This window comes from Pseudomonas sp. JV241A, assembly GCF_900275665.1.
GTDB lineage: Bacteria > Pseudomonadota > Gammaproteobacteria > Pseudomonadales > Pseudomonadaceae > Aquipseudomonas > Aquipseudomonas wadenswilerensis.
Genome location: NZ_OPYO01000021.1, coordinates 102,787 through 124,427 on the forward strand (window position 1 = coordinate 102,787; position 21,641 = coordinate 124,427).

The following is a 21,641-nucleotide window of genomic DNA, read 5'->3' on the forward strand; positions in this document are numbered from 1 at the left end:
CGGCCTCAGAGCACCTCGAACAAACCGGCGGCGCCCATGCCGCCGCCCACGCACATGCTCACCACCACGTACTTGACGCCACGGCGCTGACCTTCGAGCAAGGCATGGCCGACCATGCGCGCGCCGCTCATGCCGTAGGGATGACCGATGGCGATGGCGCCGCCATTGACGTTGAGCCGCGCAGGATCGATGCCCAGGGTCTGCGCGCAGTACAGTACCTGGCAGGCGAAGGCCTCGTTGATTTCCCACAGGCCGATATCATCGACGCGCAGGCCGTGCTGACGCAGCAACCTGGGGATCGCCAGCACCGGGCCGATGCCCATCTCTTCCGGCGCCAGGCCGGCCACCGCGATGCCGCGATACAGGCCCAGCGGCCTGACCCCGGCACGCGCCGCCAACGCCCCGCTCATCAGCACGCTGGCGCTGGCACCATCGGACAACTGGCTGGCGTTGCCGGCGGTGATGCAGCCGCCTTCGCGCACGGGCGCCAGGCCTTGCAGGTCGGCCAGGGTGGTGTGCGGGCGGTTGCCTTCATCCTGGCTCAGGTGCACGTCCTGGTAGGTGACCGCCCCGCTGAGCTTGTCGACCACCTTCTTGCGCACACTGACCGGCACGATCTCATCGGCAAACAACCCCGCGGCCTGGGCCGCCGCCGTGCGCTGCTGGGACTGCAGGCTGTAGGCGTCCTGGGCTTCGCGGCTGATACCGTAGCGCTTGGCGACGATCTCGGCAGTGAGCAGCATCGGCATGTAGGCATGCTCGGCCATGCGCACTACGCTGGCATCCTGCTCCACCGCTGCCGCCTGCATATGGGCGGTCTGCACCAGGCTGATCTGCTCCTGGCCGGCGCCAATCGCCACCTGCATGCCGTCGACCATGATCTGCTTGGCGGCAATCGATATCGCCATCAGCCCCGAGGCGCACTGGCGGTCGATGGTCTGGCCGCTGACCGATAGCGGCAAGCCGGCCGCCAGGGCTGAAAGACGCGCCAGGTTGGTCGAGGCGGTGCCGCTCTGCATGGCGGTGCCCATCACCAGGTCGTCGATCTCGCCGGGTTCGATACCGGCCCGTTCGACTGCCGCGCGAATGGCCACGGCACTCATCGACGGCGACTTGAAGTCGTTGAAGGCGCCGCGAAAGGCCTTGGCGATCGGCGTGCGGGCGGTCGAGACAATTACGGCATCTTGCATGGCAAAGCACTCCAGTCAGTCACAGCGCAAACGGCTCAATGCCGCCCGCAGGGGTTCAGGGATAGCGACCGGGCGGTTGCTGGCGCGCTCGACGAACACGTGGACAAAGCGCCCCGCCGCGCAGGCCTGCGCTTGCCCGGCCTTGAAGATGCCCAGGGTGTAGTGCACCGAGCTGTTGCCCAGCTTGCTCACCGCCAGGCCCACCTCGATGCACTCCGGAAAGGCAATCGAGGCAAAGTAGTCGCAGCTGGAATTGACCACCAAGGCGATCACTTCCCCCTGGTGGATATCCAGCCCGCCCTGCTCGATCAGGTAGCTGTTCACCGCGCTGTCGAAGAAGCTGTAGTAGACGACGTTGTTGACGTGGCCATAGAGGTCGTTGTCGTGCCAGCGCGTGGTGATCGGCTGGAAGTGGCGAAAGTGCTCGCGCCCGGGGTGCTCCATCAGAACGCCTCCCGGTAGATCGCCAGGGCATCGGCCTCGCTGACCTCACGCGGGTTGTTGACCAGCAAGCGCTGCTGTTGCATGGCGTCGCGGGCCAGATGTTCGAGACTGCTCTCAGGCACGCCGGCATCGCGCAAACGCGTCGGCAGGCCGCAGCGTGGGTTCAGTTCAGCCAGCTCGTTGATCAACTGGGCAGTGAGGCTGTTTACGTCACCTGCCTGCAAGCGCGCACCCAGCAACAGCGGCGCCAGCTCGGCATACAAGGGCGCCGCCGCTTCGGCGTTGAAGCGCAGCACATGGGGCAGCACCAGGGCATTGGACAGCCCGTGGGGGATCTGGAAATGCCCGCCCAGCGGATAGGCCAGCGCATGCACCGCCGCCACCGGTGCGTTGGCAAAGGCCTGGCCGGCCAGGCAAGCGCCGAGCAGCATGGCCTGGCGCGCCTCGCGGTTGCGGCCGTTGTGCACCGCCTCGTCAAGATTGCCGGCCAGCAATTGCAACGCCTCGCGGGCCAGCAGGTTGGACAGCGGATTACGCTTGAGCTTGCTGGTATAGGCCTCGATGGCGTGGACCATGGCGTCGATGCCGGTGGCGGCGGTAACCGCCGGCGGCAGGCCGAGGGTCAGGTCGGCATCGAGCAGCGCCAGGTCCGGCAGCAACAGGGTCGAGACCACGCCCATCTTGCTGTGCTCGCCGGTGGTGACGATAGCGATCGGCGTCACTTCCGAGCCGGTGCCCGCCGTGGTCGGCACCTGGATCAACGGCAGGCGCCGGCCACGGGCCTGGTCGACGCCGTAGATGTCGCCGAGCAATTGCGAGCACTGCGGGTGCGCCAGCAGCGCCACCAGCTTGGCCACGTCCATGGAACTGCCGCCGCCAAAGCCGACGATCAGGTCGGCCTGCATCGCCCGCGCTTGTAGCACCACCTCCAGCACACAGGCTTGCGGCGGGTCGGCCAGCACCTGGTCGAACACCGCCACAGTCAGGCCCTGCGCCGCGAAACCCGGCAGCAATGGCTCGAGCAAACCCAGGCGGGCGATACCCGGATCGGTGACGATCAACACCGCCCGCGCACCGCGTTCGCGGCACAGGCTGGCCAGGCGCAAGGCGGCGCCGGCTTCGCAGAGGATCTGCGCGGTGGTAGCAAAACTGAATGACTGCATGCGGCGTCCCTCGTTGTTGTTGTGATGTCCGCAAGGTGAAATCAGAAGGCGAAATCGGCCTCTGGCAAACTCATCAGGCAGCCGGCGCCGGCCAGCAACGCCTGGCGATGAGCGCCTGCACGCGGCAAAATCCTGCGAAGGTAAAAGTCCGCAGAATGCAGCTTGGCCTGGTAGAACGGCGCTTCACTGCTGCCGGCCGCCAGGGCGGAACTGGCACGCTCCGCCGCCTGCAACCACAGCGCCGCCAACAACACATAGGCCGAGTAGGCGAGAAAATCCACCGACACCGCGCCGATCTCTTCGGGGTCCTGGCGGCAGGCTTGCAGCACCGACTCGCCCAGCGCCCGCCACTCCTCCAGGCACTGCCCTACCCGCTCGGCCATCGGCGGCTGATGGGTAGCCTGGGCCACCTGCGTTGCCAGCTCATCGATCAGCGCATTGAGCTCACTGCCGCCATCGCCGAGCAGCTTGCGGCGAATCAGGTCCAGCGCCTGGATGCCATTGGTGCCCTCGTACAGCTGGGTGATGCGGCTGTCGCGCATCAGTTGCTCCATGCCCCACTCGCGGATAAAGCCATGGCCGCCGTACAGCTGTACGCCGAGGCTGGCGACTTCCTGGCCGCAGTCGGTGAAGAAGGCTTTGACGATCGGGATCAGCAAGGCGGCGCGCCGCCTGGCATTGCTGCAGCCGTGTTCAAGGTCGAGCTGGCGGGCGGTGTAAGCGGCGAGCATGCGGCAGCCTTCGCTCAGGGTTTTCTGGGTCAGCAGCATGCGCCGCACATCGGGGTGGACGATGATCGGGTCGGCGGCTTTGTTCGGCGCCACCGGGCCGCTGATGGCCCGCGACTGCAGGCGCTCACGGGCATAGGCCAGGCCGCCCTGGAACGCCGCTTCGGCGATGCCCAGGCCCTGCAGGCCGACCTGAAAGCGCGCGTCGTTCATCATGGTGAACATGCAGGCCAGGCCCTGGTTGGCCTCCCCCACCAGCCAGCCGGTGGCGCCGTCGAAATTCATCACACAGGTGGATGCGCCCTTGATGCCCATCTTGTGTTCCAGCGCACCGCAGCTCAAGGCATTGCGCTCGCCCAACGTGCCGTCGGCATTCACCAGCACCTTGGGCACCAGGAACAGGCTGATGCCTTTGACCCCGGGCGGTGCCTCGGGCAAGCGCGCCAGCACCAGGTGGATAATGTTGGCGCTCAGGTCCTGCTCGCCGCCGCTGATGAAAATCTTGCTGCCGCTGAGCTGGTAGCTGCCGTCGGCCTGGGGCAAGGCACGGGTGCGCAGCAAGGCCAGGTCGGTGCCGGCCTGGGGTTCGGTGAGGCACATGGTGCCGGTCCATTCGCCGCTGACCAGTTGCGCCAGGTAGCGCTGCTTGAGCTCGGCGCTGCCGTGGCGCTCCAGCGCCAGCACTGTGCCTTCGGTGAGCCCGGAATAGATTCGGAACGACAGCGACGCAGCCATCAGCATCTCGTGAAAACTGGCCGAGACCATCTGCGGGAAACCCTGGCCGCCGAATTCCAGCGGCCCGGTCATGCTCGCCCAACCTTGCTCGACGTACAGCTTGTAGGCCTGACGAAAGCCATCCGGGGTAGTCACCTGGCCTTCCTGCAAACGGCAGCCTTGCTCGTCGCTGTTGCGATTGAGCGGCGCCACCACTTCGGCGGCAAAGCGTGCGGCTTCTTCGAGCACGCCATCGATGGTTTCGCGGTCCAGGCCATTGCCCAGTTGCTGGCAATGACCGCTGACATCGAACAGCTCGTGCAGCACGAAACGCATATCGCGCAGCGGTGCCTGGTAACTCATACCCGGCCCTCCTGTACAGCGGCAAAGCCTTTGCCAGCGGCCACCAGCCGGGCAATCAGCGCGGCTGGCCGCCAATGTTCGCCGAGCATGCGTTGCAAACGTTGCAGACGCTCCTGGATCGAGGCCAGGCCCTGGCCATCGGCCCAGTGCAGCGGCCCGCCGACCGCGGCCGGGAAGCCGTAACCGTTGAGGTAGACCAGGTCGATGTCGTGGCTGTTGGCGGCGATGTTCTCTTCGAGGATCTTCGCCCCTTCGTTGACCAGCGCCAGCAGGCTGCGCTCGACGATTTCCGGGTCGCTGATCAGCCGGCGGCGATAGCCCAGGCCGGTAGCGATTCGCTCGATCAGGGCATCGACCTCAGGGTCGTGCTCGGCTTCGCGGCTGCCCTCGGCATACTGGTAATAACCAAGGCCGGCCTTCTGGCCGAAGCGGCCGAGGTCGCACAGGGCGTTGTCGACCTGCACCAGCGGGCTGTCCATGCCCTGCCCGGCCAGTTTCCGGGCGCGCCACTCCAGATCGACGCCAACCACGTCGTACATGCGAAACGGCCCCATGGCAAAACCGAACGCCTGCAAGGTGCCGTCGACCTGCTGTGGCAGCGCACCTTCAAGGAGCATCTTGCGCGCCTCGTCGGCGTAGGTTTTGAGCATGCGGTTGCCGATAAAGCCGCGGCAGTTGCCGGCCACCACGGCGATTTTGCCCAGGCGCTGGCCCAGGGCTTTGGCCTGGTCGAGCACGGTGGCCGAGGTCTGCTGGCCGCGGACGATCTCCAGCAGCTTCATGATGTGTGCCGGGCTGAAGAAATGCAGGCCCAGTACCTGTTGCGGGCGCTGGGTGACAGCGGCAATCGCATCGATATCCAGCGCCGAGGTGTTGCTGGCGAGGATCGCACCGGGCTTGAGGGTGCGGTCCAGGGTGCGGAAAATTTCCTGCTTGAGCTCGAGGTTTTCGTACACCGCCTCGATCACCAGGTCGACATCGGCCAGCGCCGCGTAGTCGTCCACCGCCTGAATGCGCGCGAGGTTTCGCTCGGCCTGTTCCTCACTGATGCGGCCCTTGACCACCTGGTGGGCCCAGGTGTCGGCGGCCATCTTCAGGCCTGCGGTGACCATCTGCGGGCTGGCATCGAGCCACAGCACCGGGATGCCGGCACTGGCCAGGCTGATGACAATCCCCCGGCCCATGGTTCCCGCCCCTACCACCGCAGCCTGTTGCCCATCGAATGCATTGCTCACACCGGCACCCCTAAGTCGAAAAGAAGGATTGCCGACACCGTAAGCAGCCGCCTACTATTTGAGAAATTTCATTTTCATATGCGTGATATTTGCGAAATGAATATAAACACCTTCGACCTCAACCTGCTGCGCATCCTCGACGTGCTGCTGCGCGAGCAGAACGTCTCACGCGCCGCCGTGCGCCTGGCCCTCAGCCAACCGACGGTGAGCAACGCCCTGGCGCGCCTGCGCGAGTTGCTCGACGACCCGCTGCTGGTGCGCATCGGCCGGCGCATGCAACCGACGCCCAAGGCCCTGGCCCTGGAAGGCCCGATCCGCTCGGCGCTGCAACAGATCGAGCAGACCCTCAACGTCGGCGAAAGCTTCGACCCGCGCCTGAGCCGGCAGACCTTTCGCATCGCCATGACCGACTTCGTCGAGCAGTTGTGCATGCCAGGCCTGCTGCGCCGCCTGCAGGACCGCGCGCCGAACCTGCGCCTGGACATCGCCCCGCTGGCGCCGAGCCTGCCGGTGGACGCCCTGGACCGGGGCCAGCTGGACCTGGTGCTGGGGCGCTTCGATGAGATTCCGGCGCGTTTTGCCCGTCATCACTGGCGCAACGAGACCCTGCAGATTGCCCTGCGCAAGGAGCATCCGCTGGTGAGCGGCGCACTGGACCTCGACACGTTTTTGCGCCTGCGTCACCTCTGGGTGCATGGCGGGCAGACGCGCGGCATGGTCGATCAATGGCTCGGGGAGCAAGGGTTGGCGCGGCAGATCGTCTACACCACGCCCAACTACCTGCAGGCGGCGCACCTGGTGGCGGCGTCGGATTTGTGCGTGGTGCTGCCGACGCAACTGGCACGCCACTTCGCCACGCTGCTGCCGTTGCAGCTGCATGACTTGCCGTTTGCGTTGGAGGCGTTTGAGCTTGAGCTGGTGCACCTGGCCCAGCGCGGTCAGGACCGGGCGCTGGGCTGGCTGGTGGGGGAGATTTTGCGGGTGGTTTGAGGGCCTCATCGCTGGCAAGCCAGCTCCCACAGGTCATGTGTACAACACAAATCCTGTGGGAGCGGGCTTGCCCCGCGATCGGGCGCTTCAGGACAACGCTTTTTTCGCCGCCCGCACGTGCAACACCGCGCCCATCAAGGCCACGACAATCGCCGCCGCACCGGTGGAGAACACCAGCACCTGGTAGTCCGGTACAAACGCCATGGTCACCAGGCAGCCGATGATGAACACGATCACCAGGTAGGTCAGCCACGGGAACAGCCACATTTTCAGGCGGATCGGCTTGCCTTCGGCTTCCAGCTTGCGGCGCATCTTCAGTTGCGAGAAAGCAATCACCAGGTACACCAGCAAGGCGATCATGCCGGTGGTGTTCATCAGCACATCGAGCACGTCTTTCGGGCGCAGGGTTTCGCTGAAGTTGATCAGGGCCACGAACACCGCCACCGAGCACGAGCCGATGATCGAGAACACCGGCACGCCGGTACCGGCACGGGTGATCTTGAAGAACGACGGCGCATCACCACGGGTCGACAGCGAGAACAGCATGCGCGAGGCGGTGTAGTGCGCCGAGATCAGGCAGCTGCTCACCGAGGTCAAGACCACAAAGTTCATCACCAACTCGGCACCGGGGATGCCCAGCAGCTCCAGGGTCCGACGGTACGAGCCGTAACCCGAGGTGCCCATCAGCGGGTCGTTCCACGGCACCAGGGCGACGATCAGGAAGATCGAACCGACATAGAACAGGCACACCCGCCAGACCACCGAGTTGGTCGCCTTGACGATCTGCTCCGAGGGGTTCTTCGACTCGGCGGCAGCGATGGTGACGATTTCCGCACCGAGGAAGGCGAACATCACCCCGAGCATGGCCACCACCACCGCCTCCATGCCGTTGGGCATGAAGCCTTGCGCAGTGAGGTTGCTCAGGCCGTGGACTTCACCTGTGGGCCACAGGTTGACCACCGCCAACCCGCAGACCACCAGGAAACAGATGATCGCCACCACCTTTATCAAGGCGAACCAGAACTCGAACTCGCCGTAGTGCTTGACGTTGAAGAAGTTGACGCTGATCAGCACCAGGGTGGTGGCCAGGACGAAGACGTTGACGCTGATCGAGGGGAACCAGCCGTGCAGGATCTTGCCGGCGACATAGGCTTCCCAGGCCATCAGGATGACCCAGAACCACCAGTACAACCAGCCGATGGTGAAGCCCGCCCAGCGGCCAATGGCGCGCTCGGCATAGGTGGAGAACGAGCCGGTATCGGGCGACGAAGTCGCCATTTCACCGAGCATGCGCATGATCAGCACCACCAGGATGCCGCCGGCCAGGTAGGCCAGAATGGCCGCGGGGCCGGCGCTGTGAATCACACTGCCGGAGCCGACGAACAATGCGCCGCCGATAACCCCGGCGATCGACATCATGGTCAGGTGACGAGACTTGAGCGAAGCGCTGAGCTTGCTCTCGTGCTCCACCTTCGCTGTGGAAGTGGATGTGGATGTTGCGTCCATCAGTAGCTACCTCGTGTTCTTTTTATGCAAGGAAACTCGAGAGACCGCCTGCTACAGCGGTCTCACCCATTCGAATCGGTAAACGTGCGGGCAGCCGAAATCGCCCGGCCCAGGTCATGGGTCGGCGACGCTGCTCACGGGGCCAGCGGAGTGCCTCTGGTCGGATTGAACGGTGCAATGGCGCGATGGCGGGTCAGTGCCATCTGTGCGCAAGGAGCGGTTGGGCGGCGCCCAAGGGTAAAAGCATCAGTGTCATTGTGATTATTCATACTGCTTCAACGTGCTTTAGCTAGCGATAACAGACCCCTAATGTAAAAATGTCCGACAAATAGAGCCATGCACAGCGCGATGAAAAATCCACTGCACTGTACAGGCCGCCGATGCAGTACACCGCGATTTCCTGCAGGCGCCCGGCGTTACGCACACCTGAAGGCACAGCTTCCCCATGCTTGAATTACGACCCGACGCATCGCCCCCGCTGGTCAACCAGATCATCAACGGGCTGCGTGAGTTGATCGAGAACCAGACCCTCAAACCCGGTGCCAAGGTCCCCTCGATCCGCGCCTTCGCCGCCACCTATTCGGTCAGCACCTTCACCGTGGTCGAGGCCTACGACCGCCTGGTCGCCCAGGGGTTGCTGGTCAGCCGCGGCAATGCCGGGTTCTTCGTCAACCGCTCGGCGGTCGAGCTGATCGAAAGCCAGGCCAGCGAACCTGCGCCGGGCAAGCCGGAATTCAACTCCGAGTGGTACCTGCAGCAGATCTTCGAAAGCCGCCAGCTCGAGTTCAAGCCCGGCTGCGGCTGGCTGCCCAACGACTGGATGTTCGAAGACGGCCTGCGCCGGGGCATGCGCCAGGTCGCCAGCAGCGTGCTGGAACTGAGCGGCTACGGCGACCCCATGGGCCTGCTGGAGCTGCGCACCCTCACCGCGCAGAACCTGCAGCAGGACCTGCGCATCGTCGCCAACCCCAACCAGCTGATGCTCACCCACGGCGCCAGCCAGGCCCTGGACCTGGCCGTGCGTACCCTGGTGCGCCCCGGTGACGTGGTGCTGGTGGACGACCCCGGCTACCCCAACCTGATGAGCATCCTGCGCTTTCAGGGCGCGACCTTGCTCGGCGTACCGCGCACGCCAAACGGCTACGACCTCGATCACCTGGAGCGGCTGCTTGAACACCATCGTCCGACGGTGTTCTTCACCCAGCCGCACCTGCACAGCCCGACCGCCTCGCGCACGCCGCTGGCGCAATTGCACCGCCTGCTGCAACTGGCGGCGCGCCACGGCTTTCGCCTGGTGGAGAACAACCTCTACGCCGACATGATCAGCGAACCGCTGCCGTGCCTGACCAGCCTCGATCATTTGCAGCAGGTGGTGTACGTCGGCAGCTACTCGAAAAGCATCTCGCCGAACGTGCGGGTCGGCTTCATGCTGGCCAATCCCGAACTGATGCAGCAACTGCTGCAACTGAAAATGCGCTCGGGCCTGACCACCTCGCAGGTGATGGAACGGGTGGTGTACGCCGCCATCACCGACGGCCGCTGGCGCAAGCACCTCAAGCGCCTGCGCCAGCGCCTGGCCGAGGCTCAGCAGCAGGTCAGCGAACAGCTCACGCGGCTGGGTTTCGAGCGTTTTATCGAAGGCGACGAAGGCATGTACCTGTGGACCCGCCACCCGGCCATCGCCGACAGCGCGGCGCTGGTGGATGACGCCCTGGCGCAGGGCATCATGCTCGGCCCCGGGCAGTTGTTCATGGTCGATTCACAGGCGACCGGGTGGATGCGTTTCAACGTGGCGTTCAGCACCGAGCCTGCGTTGTGGGAGAAGCTGGAGAAGTTGCTGGTCAAGCATGGGCGGCGGCAATAGGTGCAGCGGATATTGTCGATATAAATCGGCGATCTACAAAAATTTCCTTAAGGCCGTCTGTTTTTATAAACAGGCTAATTTCGCTGAAACCGGCAAACTAGAGCCACCCAGATCAGAAACCCCGTAAAAGCTCGACATAAGCCTGAAACACTTCGTGAAAATTTAATTGACACGCCTCTGTCACTCTTCTTATTTTCACAAACAAAACAAGGACATCCCCATGCTGCTGCGCCGCCTGCTCATTCAATGGAAGATCACCTTGCTCGCCGGCCTGTGCCTGCTGGCCATCGTGGTGGTGCTGATGGCGGCCACGCTGATGCAGTCGAGCCGCAGCGCCGCCCTGGTCAACAGCGCGAACACGCAGATGCTCGACCACAACGCACGGCTGCGCCTGCACACCTCGGCCCAGCTGCAGGCGGCGAACATCCAGCGCTACTTTCGTGACGCGTATTTGTATGGCGATGGCGTCGCGCAGTTGGTGATGTTCTTGAAGGCCCAAGGCAACGACAACCTGCGCCAGGACCTGACCGAACAGGCGCGCAAAGCCCTGGGCAAAAACCCCGACCTGCTCGGCCTGTACCTGGTGTTCCTGCCCAACGCCCTGGACAGCAAGGACGCCGCCTTCGTCGACCAGGCCGCCGTGGGCAGCAACGAAAACGGGCGTTTCTCGCTGTACTGGTCGCAGCCCAAGCCCGGCGAGCTGGAATCCGAAGCCATGCCCGAATCGATGCTCGCCGACACCAGCCTGTCGGCCAACGGCTCGGCCTACAACCGCTGGCTCACCTGCCCGCTGGAAACCGGCGAGGCCTGCGTAGTCGATCCGTACTTCGACAGCGTCGGCGACCGCACGCCGCTGATGACCAGCGTCGCCTTCCCGCTCAAACAGGACGGCAAGATCGTCGGCGTGATGGGCCTGGACATCAGCCTCGACAACCTGCAGCAACTGAGCCTGGACGGGCGCAAGGAGCTGTTCGACGGTAACGGCCAGGTCAGCATCGTCAGCCCCGCCGGCTTGCTGGCCGGGCATAGCCGCGATGCCACGCAACTGAGCAAGAAATTCGAAGAGGTGTTCGGCCAGCACGCCAGCGCCCTGGCCGCGCAGATGCGTGCCGGCAAAGCAGCGGAGTTCAGCGATAACGGCTTGCTGCAGGTCAGCCAGTCGTTCGCCCCGGTGCCCGGCGCGCAGCCGTGGAGCGTGTTGCTGGAAGTGCCGGAACAAGTGCTGCAGGCTCCGGCCATTGAACTCAACGCGCGCCTGGACGCGCACAACAGCAGCGCCAACCTCAGCAGCCTGCTGATGGCCCTGGCTGCCGCGGTGCTGGGCCTGGTGGTGATCTGGCTGACCGCCCGTGGCGTCACTCGACCAATCTTGGGTGTGGCGGCGATGCTCAAGGACATCGCCAGCGGCGAAGGCGACCTGACCCAGCGCCTGGACTACGCCAACAAGGACGAACTCGGCGAGCTGACCAACTGGTTCAACCGCTTCCTCGACAAGCTGCAACCGGTGATTGCCGACGTCAAAGCCTCGGTGCACGACGCGCGCAGCACCGCCGACCAATCGGCGGCGATTGCCAGCCAGACCAGCGCCGGCATGCAGCAGCAATACCGCGAAGTCGACCAGGTGGCCACCGCCTCCCAGGAAATGAGCGCCACCGCCCAGGACGTCGCCCGCAACGCCGCACAAGCGGCGGAAGCGGCGCGTGGCGCGGACCTGGCCAGCCGCGAAGGCTTGAGCATGATCCGCAACACCACCCAGGCCATCGAACGCCTGGCCAATGAAATGACCGCCGGCATGGAAGAAGTCCAGCACCTGGCCAGCCGCAGCGAGCAGATCGGCTCGGTGCTGGAAGTGATCCGCGCCATCGCCGAGCAGACCAACCTGCTGGCCCTCAACGCCGCCATTGAAGCAGCGCGTGCCGGTGAAGCCGGGCGCGGCTTTGCCGTGGTGGCCGATGAAGTGCGCAACCTGGCCAAACGCACCCAGGACTCGGTAGACGAAATTCGCGTGGTGATCGAAGGCCTGCAACAAGGCACCCGCGAAGTGGTCGAGGCCATGCACAGCAGCCACCGCCAGGCCCAGGACAGCGTGGCCCAGGCCGAACAGGCGCTACCGGCCTTGCAGCGTATTGGCGAAGCGGTGACGGTGATCACCGACATGAACCTGCAGATCGCCTCGGCGGCCGAGGAGCAAAGCGCCGTGGCGGAAGAAGTGAACCGCAACGTAGCGGGGATTCGGGATGTGACCGAGTCGCTGTCGGGGCAAGCGGAGGAGTCGGCGCAGATCAGCCAGGCGTTGAACCGGCTGGCCAATCATCAGCAGGGGTTGATGCAGATGTTCCGGGTGTAACGCTCTCCTGTGGGAGCGGCGGTGCGACGACTCGACTTGACCCGCGATGAGGCTAGGATTGCGACCGCTGCGCGCTCGATCGCTGGCAAGTCCAGCTCCCACAGGTCGCCTACATGCACAAATCCACTGTGGGAGCTGGCTTGCCAGCGATGAGGCCAGCAGCCAATGCACCCTCTCACCGCCGCCGATAACTCTTCTTGCCACTGGGCGTCAGGCAATACACCCCACCCCGCGGCCCAGTGCAGAAGTTCCCGGTCCCACAACCACAACCCTCACTCGCCCCGCGCAATGGCTGCAACGCAGGCCGTGCAGCACTGCCGCCCATGTACGCCGTGCAACTACGTTTCGACGCACTGATCGACCCGTCATTACACAAAAACAGATCGCCATCACACCCGGCAATCCCACCCTTGCGCCCGGAGCAAGGCTTGTTGGCCGCCAACGCAGTGGACGCCGCCAACACCAGTACCAGGGCCAACCCTACCCGCCCGGAAAAACAACGCGCCACAGCATTCCCTCCCTAGAATATGGCCCAATGCTATCAGCCTTGCCATAGCACAGCAAAACTCACCCATCCGTGCCCCCAGCGCAAAACTGATTGTCCCCAACCCGGCTGTTTCCCCGGCCCCACCTTGCACAGAATCGGCCCCCTCAATTGCACAGGACCGACTCATGAAGCCTCTCAAGCCCCTGCTCCTCGCCACCGCTCTGGCCATCACCATCCAAACCACCCTGGCCGCCGACTGGTACCCTTCCGCCTACGGCGCCAACGACGAAATCGGCGCCGCCAACCTGCTCACCCCTGAAGTGGTCAAAAACGCCATCGGCCTGGTCACCACCGGCAAGACTTACGCCCTCGGCGTACCGGTGAGCAAAGACCTCCCGGCCTTCCGCCACCGTAGCTTCCACCTCTACAACATCCAGCCGGGTGAACAAGCCGGGCAGACCCTGGGCAAAAACAAATTCACCTTCAACGACGAACTGGTCAACGGCTGGACCGGCGTCGGCACCCAGCTCAACGGCATCGGCCATATCGGTATCGACAACGTCTACTACAACGGCCACAAGTCCGCCGACTTCGTCACCGTCGAAGGCGTCACTAAACTCGGCATCGAAAAAGTCCCGCCCATGGTCACCCGCGGCGTGGTACTGGACATGACCGCCCACTACGGCAAAGCCATCGTCCCGGGCGGCACGGTATTCACCGTGGAAGACGTCAAAGCGGTGCTGAAGCAACAGAACATCACCCTGCGCAAGGGCGATGTGGTGCTGTTCAACACCGGCTGGCTGGAACTGATCGGCAAGGACCACCAGCAGTTCCTCGCCACCGAACCCGGCATCGACATGCCCGCCGCGCAGTGGCTGGCCGACCAGGGCATCGTCGCCTTTGGCGGTGATACCTGGGCTTCGGAGGTGTACCCGAACCCGTCGGGCGAAGAGTTCCCGGTCAACCAGTTCATGCTGGCCAAACGCGGCATCTACAACCTCGAACTGATCGACACCCGCGCGCTGGTGCGCGACAAGGCTTTCGAGTTTCTGTTTGTGCTGGGCCAGCCCCTGTACAAAGGCTCGACCCAGGTGAATATCAACCCGGTGGCGATCCGCTAAGGAAACGCCGAAGCAGTTGCTCAGCAAACGGCAGTGAGCGGTTTGCTGATTCAGGCCAACTCGCTTTCGGGCGCTGAGCGTCAGTTGGACAAACTGGTGCATCAAGGTGAGTTCGTACAGCGCTTCCTGCCGATTCAGCATCGCGGAAATGACCTTGCAAAACGCTGCGTTGCACTTATTCTATGAATTCAGGACGTTTATTTCCGTTTTCTCTAGCGCCCCCTAATGGCCTAGCGCGTGTTTCTGTCAAGCGCTAGAAATGGAGGCATTTACCAGGGTAAGCCGGCGATATATCCCCGATGTTGCTCAATACAAGTGAAGGAACACTTATGTACATTGAGTCAGATGGTGCAAGGTACGAGTTTGCAAAGTCACGCTCCGATAATTATAGAGCGGCCGTTGGGTCGATAGGGCGTGTGTGGGATGAGGATCTGGATGCCATGTATGCGTATCTCGATCCGGAACCTGGTGACAATATTCTGGAGGTGGGAGCAGGCTCTGGATTCTTTAGCTTCCCCATCTCGCGTGGGATTGGCGAGCAAGGGCTGTTGTATGTAACAGACCCCTCCATTGAGCAACTTCAATCTGTGCTGGAACAACAATCGGCCAACATGATCATTCTGGCGCAGGGCGCGGAAGAGATGGGTTCGTCGCGAGGTCTTGCGTGACGGGCCATGAAGTCTCTTACCTGAGCAAAGACTTCGCGACCAGCCTGTGTGCAAATACCGGCTGGCGTGAACCCGAGTTTCATGACATCGACTTGAAGTGGAGCTTTGAAAACGAACAGCACCTGGGGCGTTTTCTGGGGCTGCTGTTGGCCAATAAAGCTTCCTTCTCCGAGGCTGACTCGGTCGCTGCGGCCAAGCACTATCTTGGCGTGCGGGATACCGATGACGGCTTGAGCCTGGATTGGCCGATGACGATGATGACCAGCTCTGCGCTGCCAGGTTACGAATGATGCTTGCGTCAACACTTCTGACCTACTTCCTGACCTGTGCAGTGGCGGCAGCCACCCCAGGCCCTGGGACAATCAGCGTGATTACCTACAGCGCCTTCCTCGGGTGGCGTAGAACCCTTCCGGTCATCCTCGGTATTCAGGTTGGCATGCTGGCCATGGCGGGACTGGCGCTTTCCGGTGTTGCCGCTGTGTTGATTTCGTCTCCGCTGTTGTTCGTTACCCTGCAACTGGTGGGGGCCTTGTACATTGCTTATCTGGGCGTTTCCTCCATCCGCTATGCCCGGCAGGGTGTTGAAATCATTGCCCAGCATGACGACAGTGGTAACTGGCGAAATTTCAGGCACGGAGCGGTTGTAACCTTTGCCAGCCCGAAAACGCTGTTGTTCTTCACGTCGTTCTTCCCGGTGTTCATCGATCCGACAAAAAGTGCGCTCTCGCAAATGCTGTTGCTGTTGGCGCTACTGTTGCTGATCACCTTGCTGGTTCATCTCGTTTATGCGTATTTCATGAAGTACCTGAAGGACATATTGGTACGTTACAGTTATACGTTTAACGTGGTGGTCGGCGTGACGTTCATCTCCTTGGCGGTATATATGGGCGTGCAGTCGTTGAAATGACGTTCTCTCGGAAATGGGTCGAACCTTGCCAATGATCGCTTTTTGGCGGTGTCGGGGTCATGCAGCACAGGTCAGATGGCCTGTGCTGACTTGATCGGCGTATCCCTAAAGGCGTAATGAGTAACGTTCACAGCAAAGTCCAGCGAAATATTCAACTTTATTCGCTAAGCGATTGATCCATATCAATATTTAACTAGTTAACCAGTTAAGAGATGTCCGCAATTGCCCACTTAATGTCGACAATGTCTCCACCCTTTTCGGTGGAGAGTAGAGTTGAAGCGCATCAAGATAGTGTTGTGGACGTTGTTCATCGGGTTAACCCTGCTATGGGCACTGGCAGATACCTTTGTGCCCACCCCACTGACTTATTTCTCGCTACGTTCGGTACTGGTGCAATACACCGGCGTCATCGCCATCGCCGCCATGAGCGTGGCGATGATGCTGGCCGTGCGCCCGCGCCGCCCGGAGCCGCTGCTGGGCGGGCTCGACAAGATGTACCGGCTGCACAAGTGGCTCGGCATCAGCGCCCTGCTGTTCGCCAGCGTGCACTGGGTCTGGGCCAAGGGCACCAAGTGGGCGGTCGGCTGGGGCTGGCTGGTCAAGCCGGCCAAGGGCGGCGGTGCGGCGCCGGAACTGGGCGCGATCGAGCAGGCGCTGCGCAGCCAGCGCGGCCTGGCCGAAACCCTGGGGGAATGGGCGTTCTACGCCATCGGCGTGCTGATCATCCTGGCCCTGATCAAGCGCTTCCCGTACCACTGGTTTGCCAAGACCCACACTGTGCTGGCGGCACTCTATCTGGTGCTGGTGTTCCACACCGTGGTGCTGCTCAAGTTCGACTACTGGCTGCAACCTATCGGCATCGTCACCGCCCTGCTGCTGATCGGCGGCACGCTGGCGGCATTGCAGGCGTTGTTCAAGCGCATCGGCAAGCAGCGCAAGGTCCAGGGCCACATCCAGACCCTGATCCGCTACCCAGAGGCGAACCTGCTGGAAACCCATATCGCCCTGCAAGCGGGCTGGCCCGGGCACCAGGCCGGCCAGTTCGCCTTCGTGACCTCATCCGAGTCGGAGGGGCCGCACCCTTACACCATCGCCTCGGCCTGGGACCCGCAAGCGGCGCAGCTGCGCTTTATCACCAAAGGGCTGGGCGATCACACCCGCCGACTGCCAACGCACCTGAAAGAAGGCGACCGGGTGACGGTGGAAGGCCCGTACGGCTGCTTCACCTTCGAAGACCAAAAGCCGCGGCAGGTCTGGATCGGTGCCGGCATTGGCATTACGCCCTTCGTGGCCCGGCTGAAGCAACTGGCGCTGGAGCCGGACCGGCAACACAGTATCGACCTGTTCCATCCGTGCGGCGTGTATGCAGCCGACGCCATCGACAACTTGCGCGCCGACGCGGCAGCTGCGGGCGTGCGTTTGCATGTGTTGGTGTCTGGCCAGGATGGCCGGCTCAGTGGCGAACGCCTGCGCCAGGAAGTTGCCGACTGGCAGCAGGCGAGTTTCTGGTACTGCGGGCCCGCGGACTTTGGCCAGGCCCTGCGCGAAGACCTGGTGGCCCATGGGCTGAAGCCGAAAGACTTCCATCAGGAACTGTTCCAGATGCGCTAGGCCACAAATCGCACACCGCCCCGGTAGGAGCGGGCTTGCCCCGCGATGAGGCCATCAAATCACCTACCAGCCTTACGCAACCGCAACCGCCGCACCACCGCAAAGCGCTTACAAAACTGCCGATGGTGATGACTGTTCATCAAAACCAGCGCCACCAACGGCAGCGCAATTGACGTCGCGGTAAAAAACGGATGGATTCCTGCTGCAACACTTGCGATGGCCATGAGCAGACTCGTCACCGCAACCGCGACGAGACACCACACTCCCCAGGCAAAACCGTTGGCGATCAGACCGGCGCCTACGCCACACACAGCCGCCCCGACCAGAATCACAATCACCACATACCCCATGTTCTCGAGATGCTGGGCAAAATAGGCGTACTCCACCTGCACCGTTGCCAGCGCAATGGAGGCCATGGTCAAGAAAAATGCGGCGAAAGATCGGCCCATGTAACGCCTTAAAAACGCCGCCATCCCCGGATACCGCAGCACATCCACAGGTTCACCCGGCAAGCGCTTGGCGCGGGGCGCCTTGCTGATCTCGACGAGCCTTGCATATATCCGCCGATAACCCTGGCTGTTGAGCACCAGCAGGCCAGCCAAGGGACAGAAAAGCGCCAGGTAATAAATCAGCCCAGGTGGACGCTGGGTATACAACCCCAAAGTGACCAGTAAGCAACACACCAGCAGTGCCGCCAGCCACCAGATCAACCGGGTGCTCCCCCACACCAGCAAGAGGTGCAGCATGGTCGGGATAACCACGCCGTTTTTCACGTTGCGCAGGATGTCGGATGAACTCATGGCGCTCGGTGAGTGTGTCCCGTTAATCACCAGCATCAGGCTCATGAGGGAGGCAACTGACAGCAACCAGCTCAAAGTCAGGAGCGGGAAATTGCGGCGTAGACAGGCGTTGATTTGTTCTTGGTGATTCATCCGTGAACCTTTGTTGGTGGGGTTCGATTTTATCGTTTGCCAGATACAGGCTTGAAGCGATTGCGCCGGATATCCGACAGGGTTTTGCTCATCTCCCGATAACGGCGGCTGTTATACGCCAGCAACGACAACAAGGGGGCGATCACTGAAACCACTGCCAGGAGTGCATCGTGAGAAAAGGGATAGGTCACCACGCCGGCAATAAGGCAAATGAGCAACAGCCCAACCACCGCCCGGTTCCCGGCTGAATAGCCGCGGATCACGACGAATTGGCCGATGCCGAGGGTGAATGAGCCCAGCATGATAAAAGCGACGATGTATCCGGGCTCGGCGGGGTTGCCTGAGAAGATGGTCTCTCCAGCGCGAATGGATGCGCAGGTGAGGGATATAACTGCGAGGAAAAATCCGGTCCACAGCGTGAGGTAGTAGCGACGTATAAAAGCCGGCAATTGCGTTAGATCTAGCACTAGCTCGCTCTCCTTGCCGGACTTGCTAAGTGGCCCCGTCCCTTCATCGGTTTTCCCTCTGCCGCAACCTCATCAACCGCCGCCGCATCTCGCGGTGTCGTTCACTGTTGAACAAAAGCAGAGCCAGCAAGGGTGCTAACAGCGCCAATGTAAAAAGTGGCATGGGCGTGCGGGGGCCATATGTGGAAAGGGTTAGCAGCATGCACGCGCCAAGCACCATGACGACAAGCCACATGCCGGAGCGCCGCCCTCGAAGCTGAAGCATGTTGCCCACGCTCAGCAGCAAAGAGCAGACCACGATTGAAGAAATGATGTACTCGGGTAGGTCGGGATGGGTCTTGAAATGAAGCAGGCTCGCGAGTGCTATCGCCAGTGCGAAGGAAAAGCAGCTCAGCATCAATGCTGCGGCGTACACGGGAAAGTACCGATTCAGAAATTTCTTGTTCCTCACGGGATAAGTCACGATTCAAATTCCTCATACAATGCAACGACTATGCTGTACAAAATCGCGCTCCCCGGTACTGCCAAGGCCACTCCAACTGCGTCTCTGATCATCGAAAGGGTGGTGTTATTTAGCTCTGTATTGGAGTAACGCTTCGGAAGCGATTCCAAGTGCTTTTTCAGCTTCAACTGATTAGCAGTCAATGACGGATGGCGAATCGATAGAATTTCCTTGGTCAACGCTTTGCGTTGTTGACGACTCAGCGGCCTACTAAGATCAAACCAGCTGTTCCCTGTGGCAGCCTTTCGCATTTGAAGGTATCGCAAGATCACATGCGTTGAGACGGCAGCCCCCAACAAAGAAATCGAATCGAGCAGAGGGACTATCGTTCGATACCACTCCTGCTCCATCATCTTGTCATTGAGCTCAGGATCATGAATCTCTAGAGCAGTACTGACTGAACCAATGCCACACAGTATTAACCCAGCGCCCGCGACCACCGTCCCGACGATCTTGATCGCCAATGCAATAGGGGGCGAAAACAACTTCACTGCCGGACCATCAAGTACAGCCCGTAACGCTATTACCGCCCCAGCGCATGTCGCGGAAGCTTTCAACGCTTCCGTTACAACCTGTGACTCTCTGGGGTGATGCACCAATTGATCCACGTATTGCATTGGTGCCAAGTGTCGCTTCACCTCCCGCAACACCACCCGCTTGGGCAACACACTACAAATCGGCCGAAACTCCCGCAACGTCACCACGTTGTAGTCCGCATCGATGTACACTACCCCTGCCCCGACAATCCCGGGGTCGGCATCAATCGCTGCAAACAACCTCGGCACATTGACCAGGCTTTCAATCCGCTGGCGCGCAAAGTACTGCGACGGGCTCGCGCCAAGCCCGCTCATCCTTGAGTCGTTCATGGGGGTCTCCTGAAACGTGAAAGCGCCCGCAAACCCGAAGGTCGCAGGCGCTTGAGCGGCCTAGTTTTAGCAGCTAAAAATCAACGTTTCAGAAGCGTATTTTTGCCGGGTATGTCGTCCTACACATTCAAAACAAGAATAAAAACAATGCCTTGTAGGAAGAAACCATTGAGGCTCTTGTAGACGTATTACCCAGCCGTTGTTTCCACCGGGTCAATCACCCGCAACGCTACGTTTGAGCTCAGTTCGACCAGGCAGAGCAGGTGCGAAGTTCCATCACCGCCGAAGAACTTGTCCGCTCGATCGCCGGTCAGTTTTTCCTGGAACTTGAACGGTGTAGTGATAATCCGCTTGATATCCTCCTTGAAGCTCTCGGTATTGGCGTTGATCCATTCGGCTGCCTTGCGTCGTTCGGCAATCGGCGCTTTGGGCGTGTCTGTGCTCCTGAGCAAGACGGCAGGATCGATATCAAGGTCTTCGGTGTTGTAGCGCATGAACACATGGCACAGCTCCTTACCCTGGTGGTCAGCAACCGCCACACGCAAGTTGTACCCGCCCCTCCTCGCCTTGCACGCCTGCTCGGTTGCATCAACGCCAACCTCCCAGTGCACCTGGCCTCTGATTTCACCTCGTTCCATATCGATCTGGTTTTCAATGAACGAGTACACCGTTCTGTTCACCCTGACCCAGCCGAGCTTCCCGGCACCGGATATGCACAAATAGCGGTGCTGAGGCTTGAGCTCGTGGGGGGCCTTGCCGATGGACCAGCTCAACAGCTCTTCGCCTTTCAACGAATGTTGAAGCTTGGCGTTTTTTTCATCGTAGCGAGAAACGATGGTGCACTTTCTGGGATTGGACTGCGGCCGCTTGGCCAACTCCGAGCGAACCTCGGCATCGATTGCCCGCTCGCCGCGTTGCGCACTTGCGCGCGATTTCTCGGCAGCAATCAAGTCGCGATCCAGTTCTTCGGCCTGCTTGCGCAACGCATCATATTTGCCAGCCAGCGCCTTCGCAGCATTGTTAACCGACTCCAGAAAGCCCGGCGTCAACAAGGTGGCCTTACGCTCCATCTTCGCCACCAGCGCCTCAACACCCTTGCTGACCCCGCGAACGCGAACGTTGGTTTCAAAATTCGCACCCGCACCCCGCTCGGTAAAATTCTGGCTGCCCAAGGTCACAAAACGGTCCTTGGCAACGACCATCTTCGCGTGAAGATTGGGCAGGTAGTAAACCGGGATCTTTTTCTTCAGGAGGGCTTTGATGGCACTGTAACTGGAAGCGCCAGACGCAAGCACCTGCACATTGACCAACGTATAAACCTTGGCGCTTTTACCCAGCTGGGCAATCTCCAGCGCTGCCGAACCGGTCAGGTACGGCGAGAAAATCTTCAGATCAACCTTGTCGTTTTGCAGCTGTTCTTTTATCAGCGGCACGATATTGCTAGTGAACTTCAATCGTCGGCATCCTTGTTCGAACCTCTGCCGATAATACTACATTGCCACTATCCGGCGATTAGCCCAAAATCCCGCCCCCAGC

Annotated in this window: 20 protein-coding genes; 8 read left to right on the forward strand and 12 right to left on the reverse strand. The window is 61.6% G+C overall.

Features of this window, described 5'->3' with window-relative positions; translation table 11 throughout:
• Positions 1 to 5: 5 nt before the first annotated feature.
• From JV241A_RS13295 to JV241A_RS13315, 5 genes are read right to left on the reverse strand one after another with little or no spacing between them, the layout of a single operon-like run.
• Entirely contained in the window at positions 6 to 1,190 is a 1,185-nt protein-coding gene (locus tag JV241A_RS13295) for an acetyl-CoA C-acyltransferase (protein ID WP_134062963.1), read from the reverse strand.
• A gap of 15 nt (positions 1,191 to 1,205) precedes the next feature.
• Positions 1,206 to 1,634 carry a thioesterase family protein gene (locus tag JV241A_RS13300; RefSeq protein WP_134062965.1) on the reverse strand — a complete coding sequence of 143 codons (429 nt, stop codon included), beginning with the start codon at positions 1,632 to 1,634 and terminating at the stop codon, positions 1,206 to 1,208.
• Positions 1,634 to 2,797, reverse strand: coding sequence for an iron-containing alcohol dehydrogenase (locus JV241A_RS13305; protein WP_134062967.1), 1,164 nt, complete (start codon positions 2,795 to 2,797; stop codon positions 1,634 to 1,636). Before JV241A_RS13305 ends, JV241A_RS13300 begins: the two co-directional genes overlap by 1 nt.
• 41 nt (positions 2,798 to 2,838) lie before the next feature.
• On the reverse strand, positions 2,839 to 4,602 hold the full coding sequence (locus tag JV241A_RS13310; protein ID WP_134062969.1) for an acyl-CoA dehydrogenase C-terminal domain-containing protein: 1,764 nt from the start codon (positions 4,600 to 4,602) through the stop codon (positions 2,839 to 2,841).
• Entirely contained in the window at positions 4,599 to 5,837 is a 1,239-nt protein-coding gene (locus tag JV241A_RS13315) for a 3-hydroxyacyl-CoA dehydrogenase (protein ID WP_134062971.1), read from the reverse strand. The genes JV241A_RS13310 and JV241A_RS13315 overlap by 4 nt, the downstream gene beginning before the upstream one ends.
• A 96-nt stretch (positions 5,838 to 5,933) precedes the next feature.
• Here JV241A_RS13315 and JV241A_RS13320 point away from each other — a divergent pair, with 96 nt between their 5' ends.
• Positions 5,934 to 6,827, forward strand: a complete 894-nt coding sequence (locus tag JV241A_RS13320) for a LysR family transcriptional regulator (RefSeq protein WP_134062973.1) — start codon at positions 5,934 to 5,936, stop codon at positions 6,825 to 6,827.
• Positions 6,828 to 6,914: 87 nt separating this feature from the next.
• Here the strand turns inward: JV241A_RS13320 and JV241A_RS13325 are convergent, their stop codons facing one another.
• Positions 6,915 to 8,333 carry an amino acid permease gene (locus JV241A_RS13325; protein WP_115087518.1) on the reverse strand — a complete coding sequence of 473 codons (1,419 nt, stop codon included), beginning with the start codon at positions 8,331 to 8,333 and terminating at the stop codon, positions 6,915 to 6,917.
• Between the two features lie 445 nt (positions 8,334 to 8,778).
• Here JV241A_RS13325 and JV241A_RS13330 point away from each other — a divergent pair, with 445 nt between their 5' ends.
• Together JV241A_RS13330 and JV241A_RS13335 are read left to right on the forward strand one after the other, a co-directional pair.
• A complete protein-coding gene (locus tag JV241A_RS13330) occupies positions 8,779 to 10,197 on the forward strand; it encodes a PLP-dependent aminotransferase family protein (RefSeq protein WP_115087517.1) in 1,419 nt (472 codons plus the stop codon).
• A gap of 220 nt (positions 10,198 to 10,417) precedes the next feature.
• Complete coding sequence (locus tag JV241A_RS13335) at positions 10,418 to 12,544, forward strand: methyl-accepting chemotaxis protein (protein WP_134062975.1); 2,127 nt, start codon at positions 10,418 to 10,420, stop codon at positions 12,542 to 12,544.
• Between the two features lie 175 nt (positions 12,545 to 12,719).
• Here JV241A_RS13335 and JV241A_RS27645 read toward each other — a convergent pair whose 3' ends face one another.
• Positions 12,720 to 13,052: a hypothetical protein gene (locus tag JV241A_RS27645; RefSeq protein WP_134062977.1), complete on the reverse strand. Its 333-nt coding sequence runs from the start codon at positions 13,050 to 13,052 to the stop codon at positions 12,720 to 12,722.
• A gap of 164 nt (positions 13,053 to 13,216) precedes the next feature.
• Between JV241A_RS27645 and JV241A_RS13345 the strand changes: the two genes are divergently transcribed.
• The 5 genes from JV241A_RS13345 (at position 13,217) to JV241A_RS13365 (ending at position 17,338) form a co-directional block, all read left to right on the forward strand.
• On the forward strand, positions 13,217 to 14,152 hold the full coding sequence (locus JV241A_RS13345; protein ID WP_134062979.1) for a cyclase family protein: 936 nt from the start codon (positions 13,217 to 13,219) through the stop codon (positions 14,150 to 14,152).
• A 440-nt stretch (positions 14,153 to 14,592) separates the two neighbouring features.
• On the forward strand, positions 14,593 to 14,820 hold the full coding sequence (locus tag JV241A_RS27455) for a hypothetical protein (RefSeq protein ID WP_166675696.1): 228 nt from the start codon (positions 14,593 to 14,595) through the stop codon (positions 14,818 to 14,820).
• A complete protein-coding gene (locus JV241A_RS13355) occupies positions 14,817 to 15,110 on the forward strand; it encodes a hypothetical protein (RefSeq protein ID WP_134062983.1) in 294 nt (97 codons plus the stop codon). The genes JV241A_RS27455 and JV241A_RS13355 overlap by 4 nt, the downstream gene beginning before the upstream one ends.
• Positions 15,110 to 15,727 (forward strand): LysE family translocator, encoded by a 618-nt coding sequence (locus JV241A_RS13360; protein WP_166675697.1) that lies wholly within the window; start codon positions 15,110 to 15,112, stop codon positions 15,725 to 15,727. Before JV241A_RS13355 ends, JV241A_RS13360 begins: the two co-directional genes overlap by 1 nt.
• A gap of 273 nt (positions 15,728 to 16,000) precedes the next feature.
• Positions 16,001 to 17,338, forward strand: coding sequence for a ferric reductase-like transmembrane domain-containing protein (locus JV241A_RS13365; protein WP_134062987.1), 1,338 nt, complete (start codon positions 16,001 to 16,003; stop codon positions 17,336 to 17,338).
• A gap of 59 nt (positions 17,339 to 17,397) precedes the next feature.
• Here JV241A_RS13365 and JV241A_RS13370 read toward each other — a convergent pair whose 3' ends face one another.
• The 5 genes from JV241A_RS13370 to JV241A_RS13390 all read right to left on the reverse strand — a co-directional run bounded on the left by JV241A_RS13370 (position 17,398) and on the right by JV241A_RS13390 (position 21,559).
• Entirely contained in the window at positions 17,398 to 18,270 is an 873-nt protein-coding gene (locus tag JV241A_RS13370) for a hypothetical protein (RefSeq protein ID WP_134062989.1), read from the reverse strand.
• 29 nt (positions 18,271 to 18,299) lie between these two features.
• Positions 18,300 to 18,737 (reverse strand): hypothetical protein, encoded by a 438-nt coding sequence (locus tag JV241A_RS13375; RefSeq protein WP_134062991.1) that lies wholly within the window; start codon positions 18,735 to 18,737, stop codon positions 18,300 to 18,302.
• 43 nt (positions 18,738 to 18,780) lie between these two features.
• Positions 18,781 to 19,200, reverse strand: coding sequence for a hypothetical protein (locus JV241A_RS13380; RefSeq protein WP_134062993.1), 420 nt, complete (start codon positions 19,198 to 19,200; stop codon positions 18,781 to 18,783).
• Positions 19,197 to 20,105: an NAD synthetase gene (locus tag JV241A_RS13385; protein WP_134062995.1), complete on the reverse strand. Its 909-nt coding sequence runs from the start codon at positions 20,103 to 20,105 to the stop codon at positions 19,197 to 19,199. The genes JV241A_RS13380 and JV241A_RS13385 overlap by 4 nt, the downstream gene beginning before the upstream one ends.
• A 188-nt stretch (positions 20,106 to 20,293) precedes the next feature.
• Positions 20,294 to 21,559 (reverse strand): phospholipase D-like domain-containing protein, encoded by a 1,266-nt coding sequence (locus JV241A_RS13390; protein WP_134062996.1) that lies wholly within the window; start codon positions 21,557 to 21,559, stop codon positions 20,294 to 20,296.
• Positions 21,560 to 21,641: the final 82 nt, after the last annotated feature.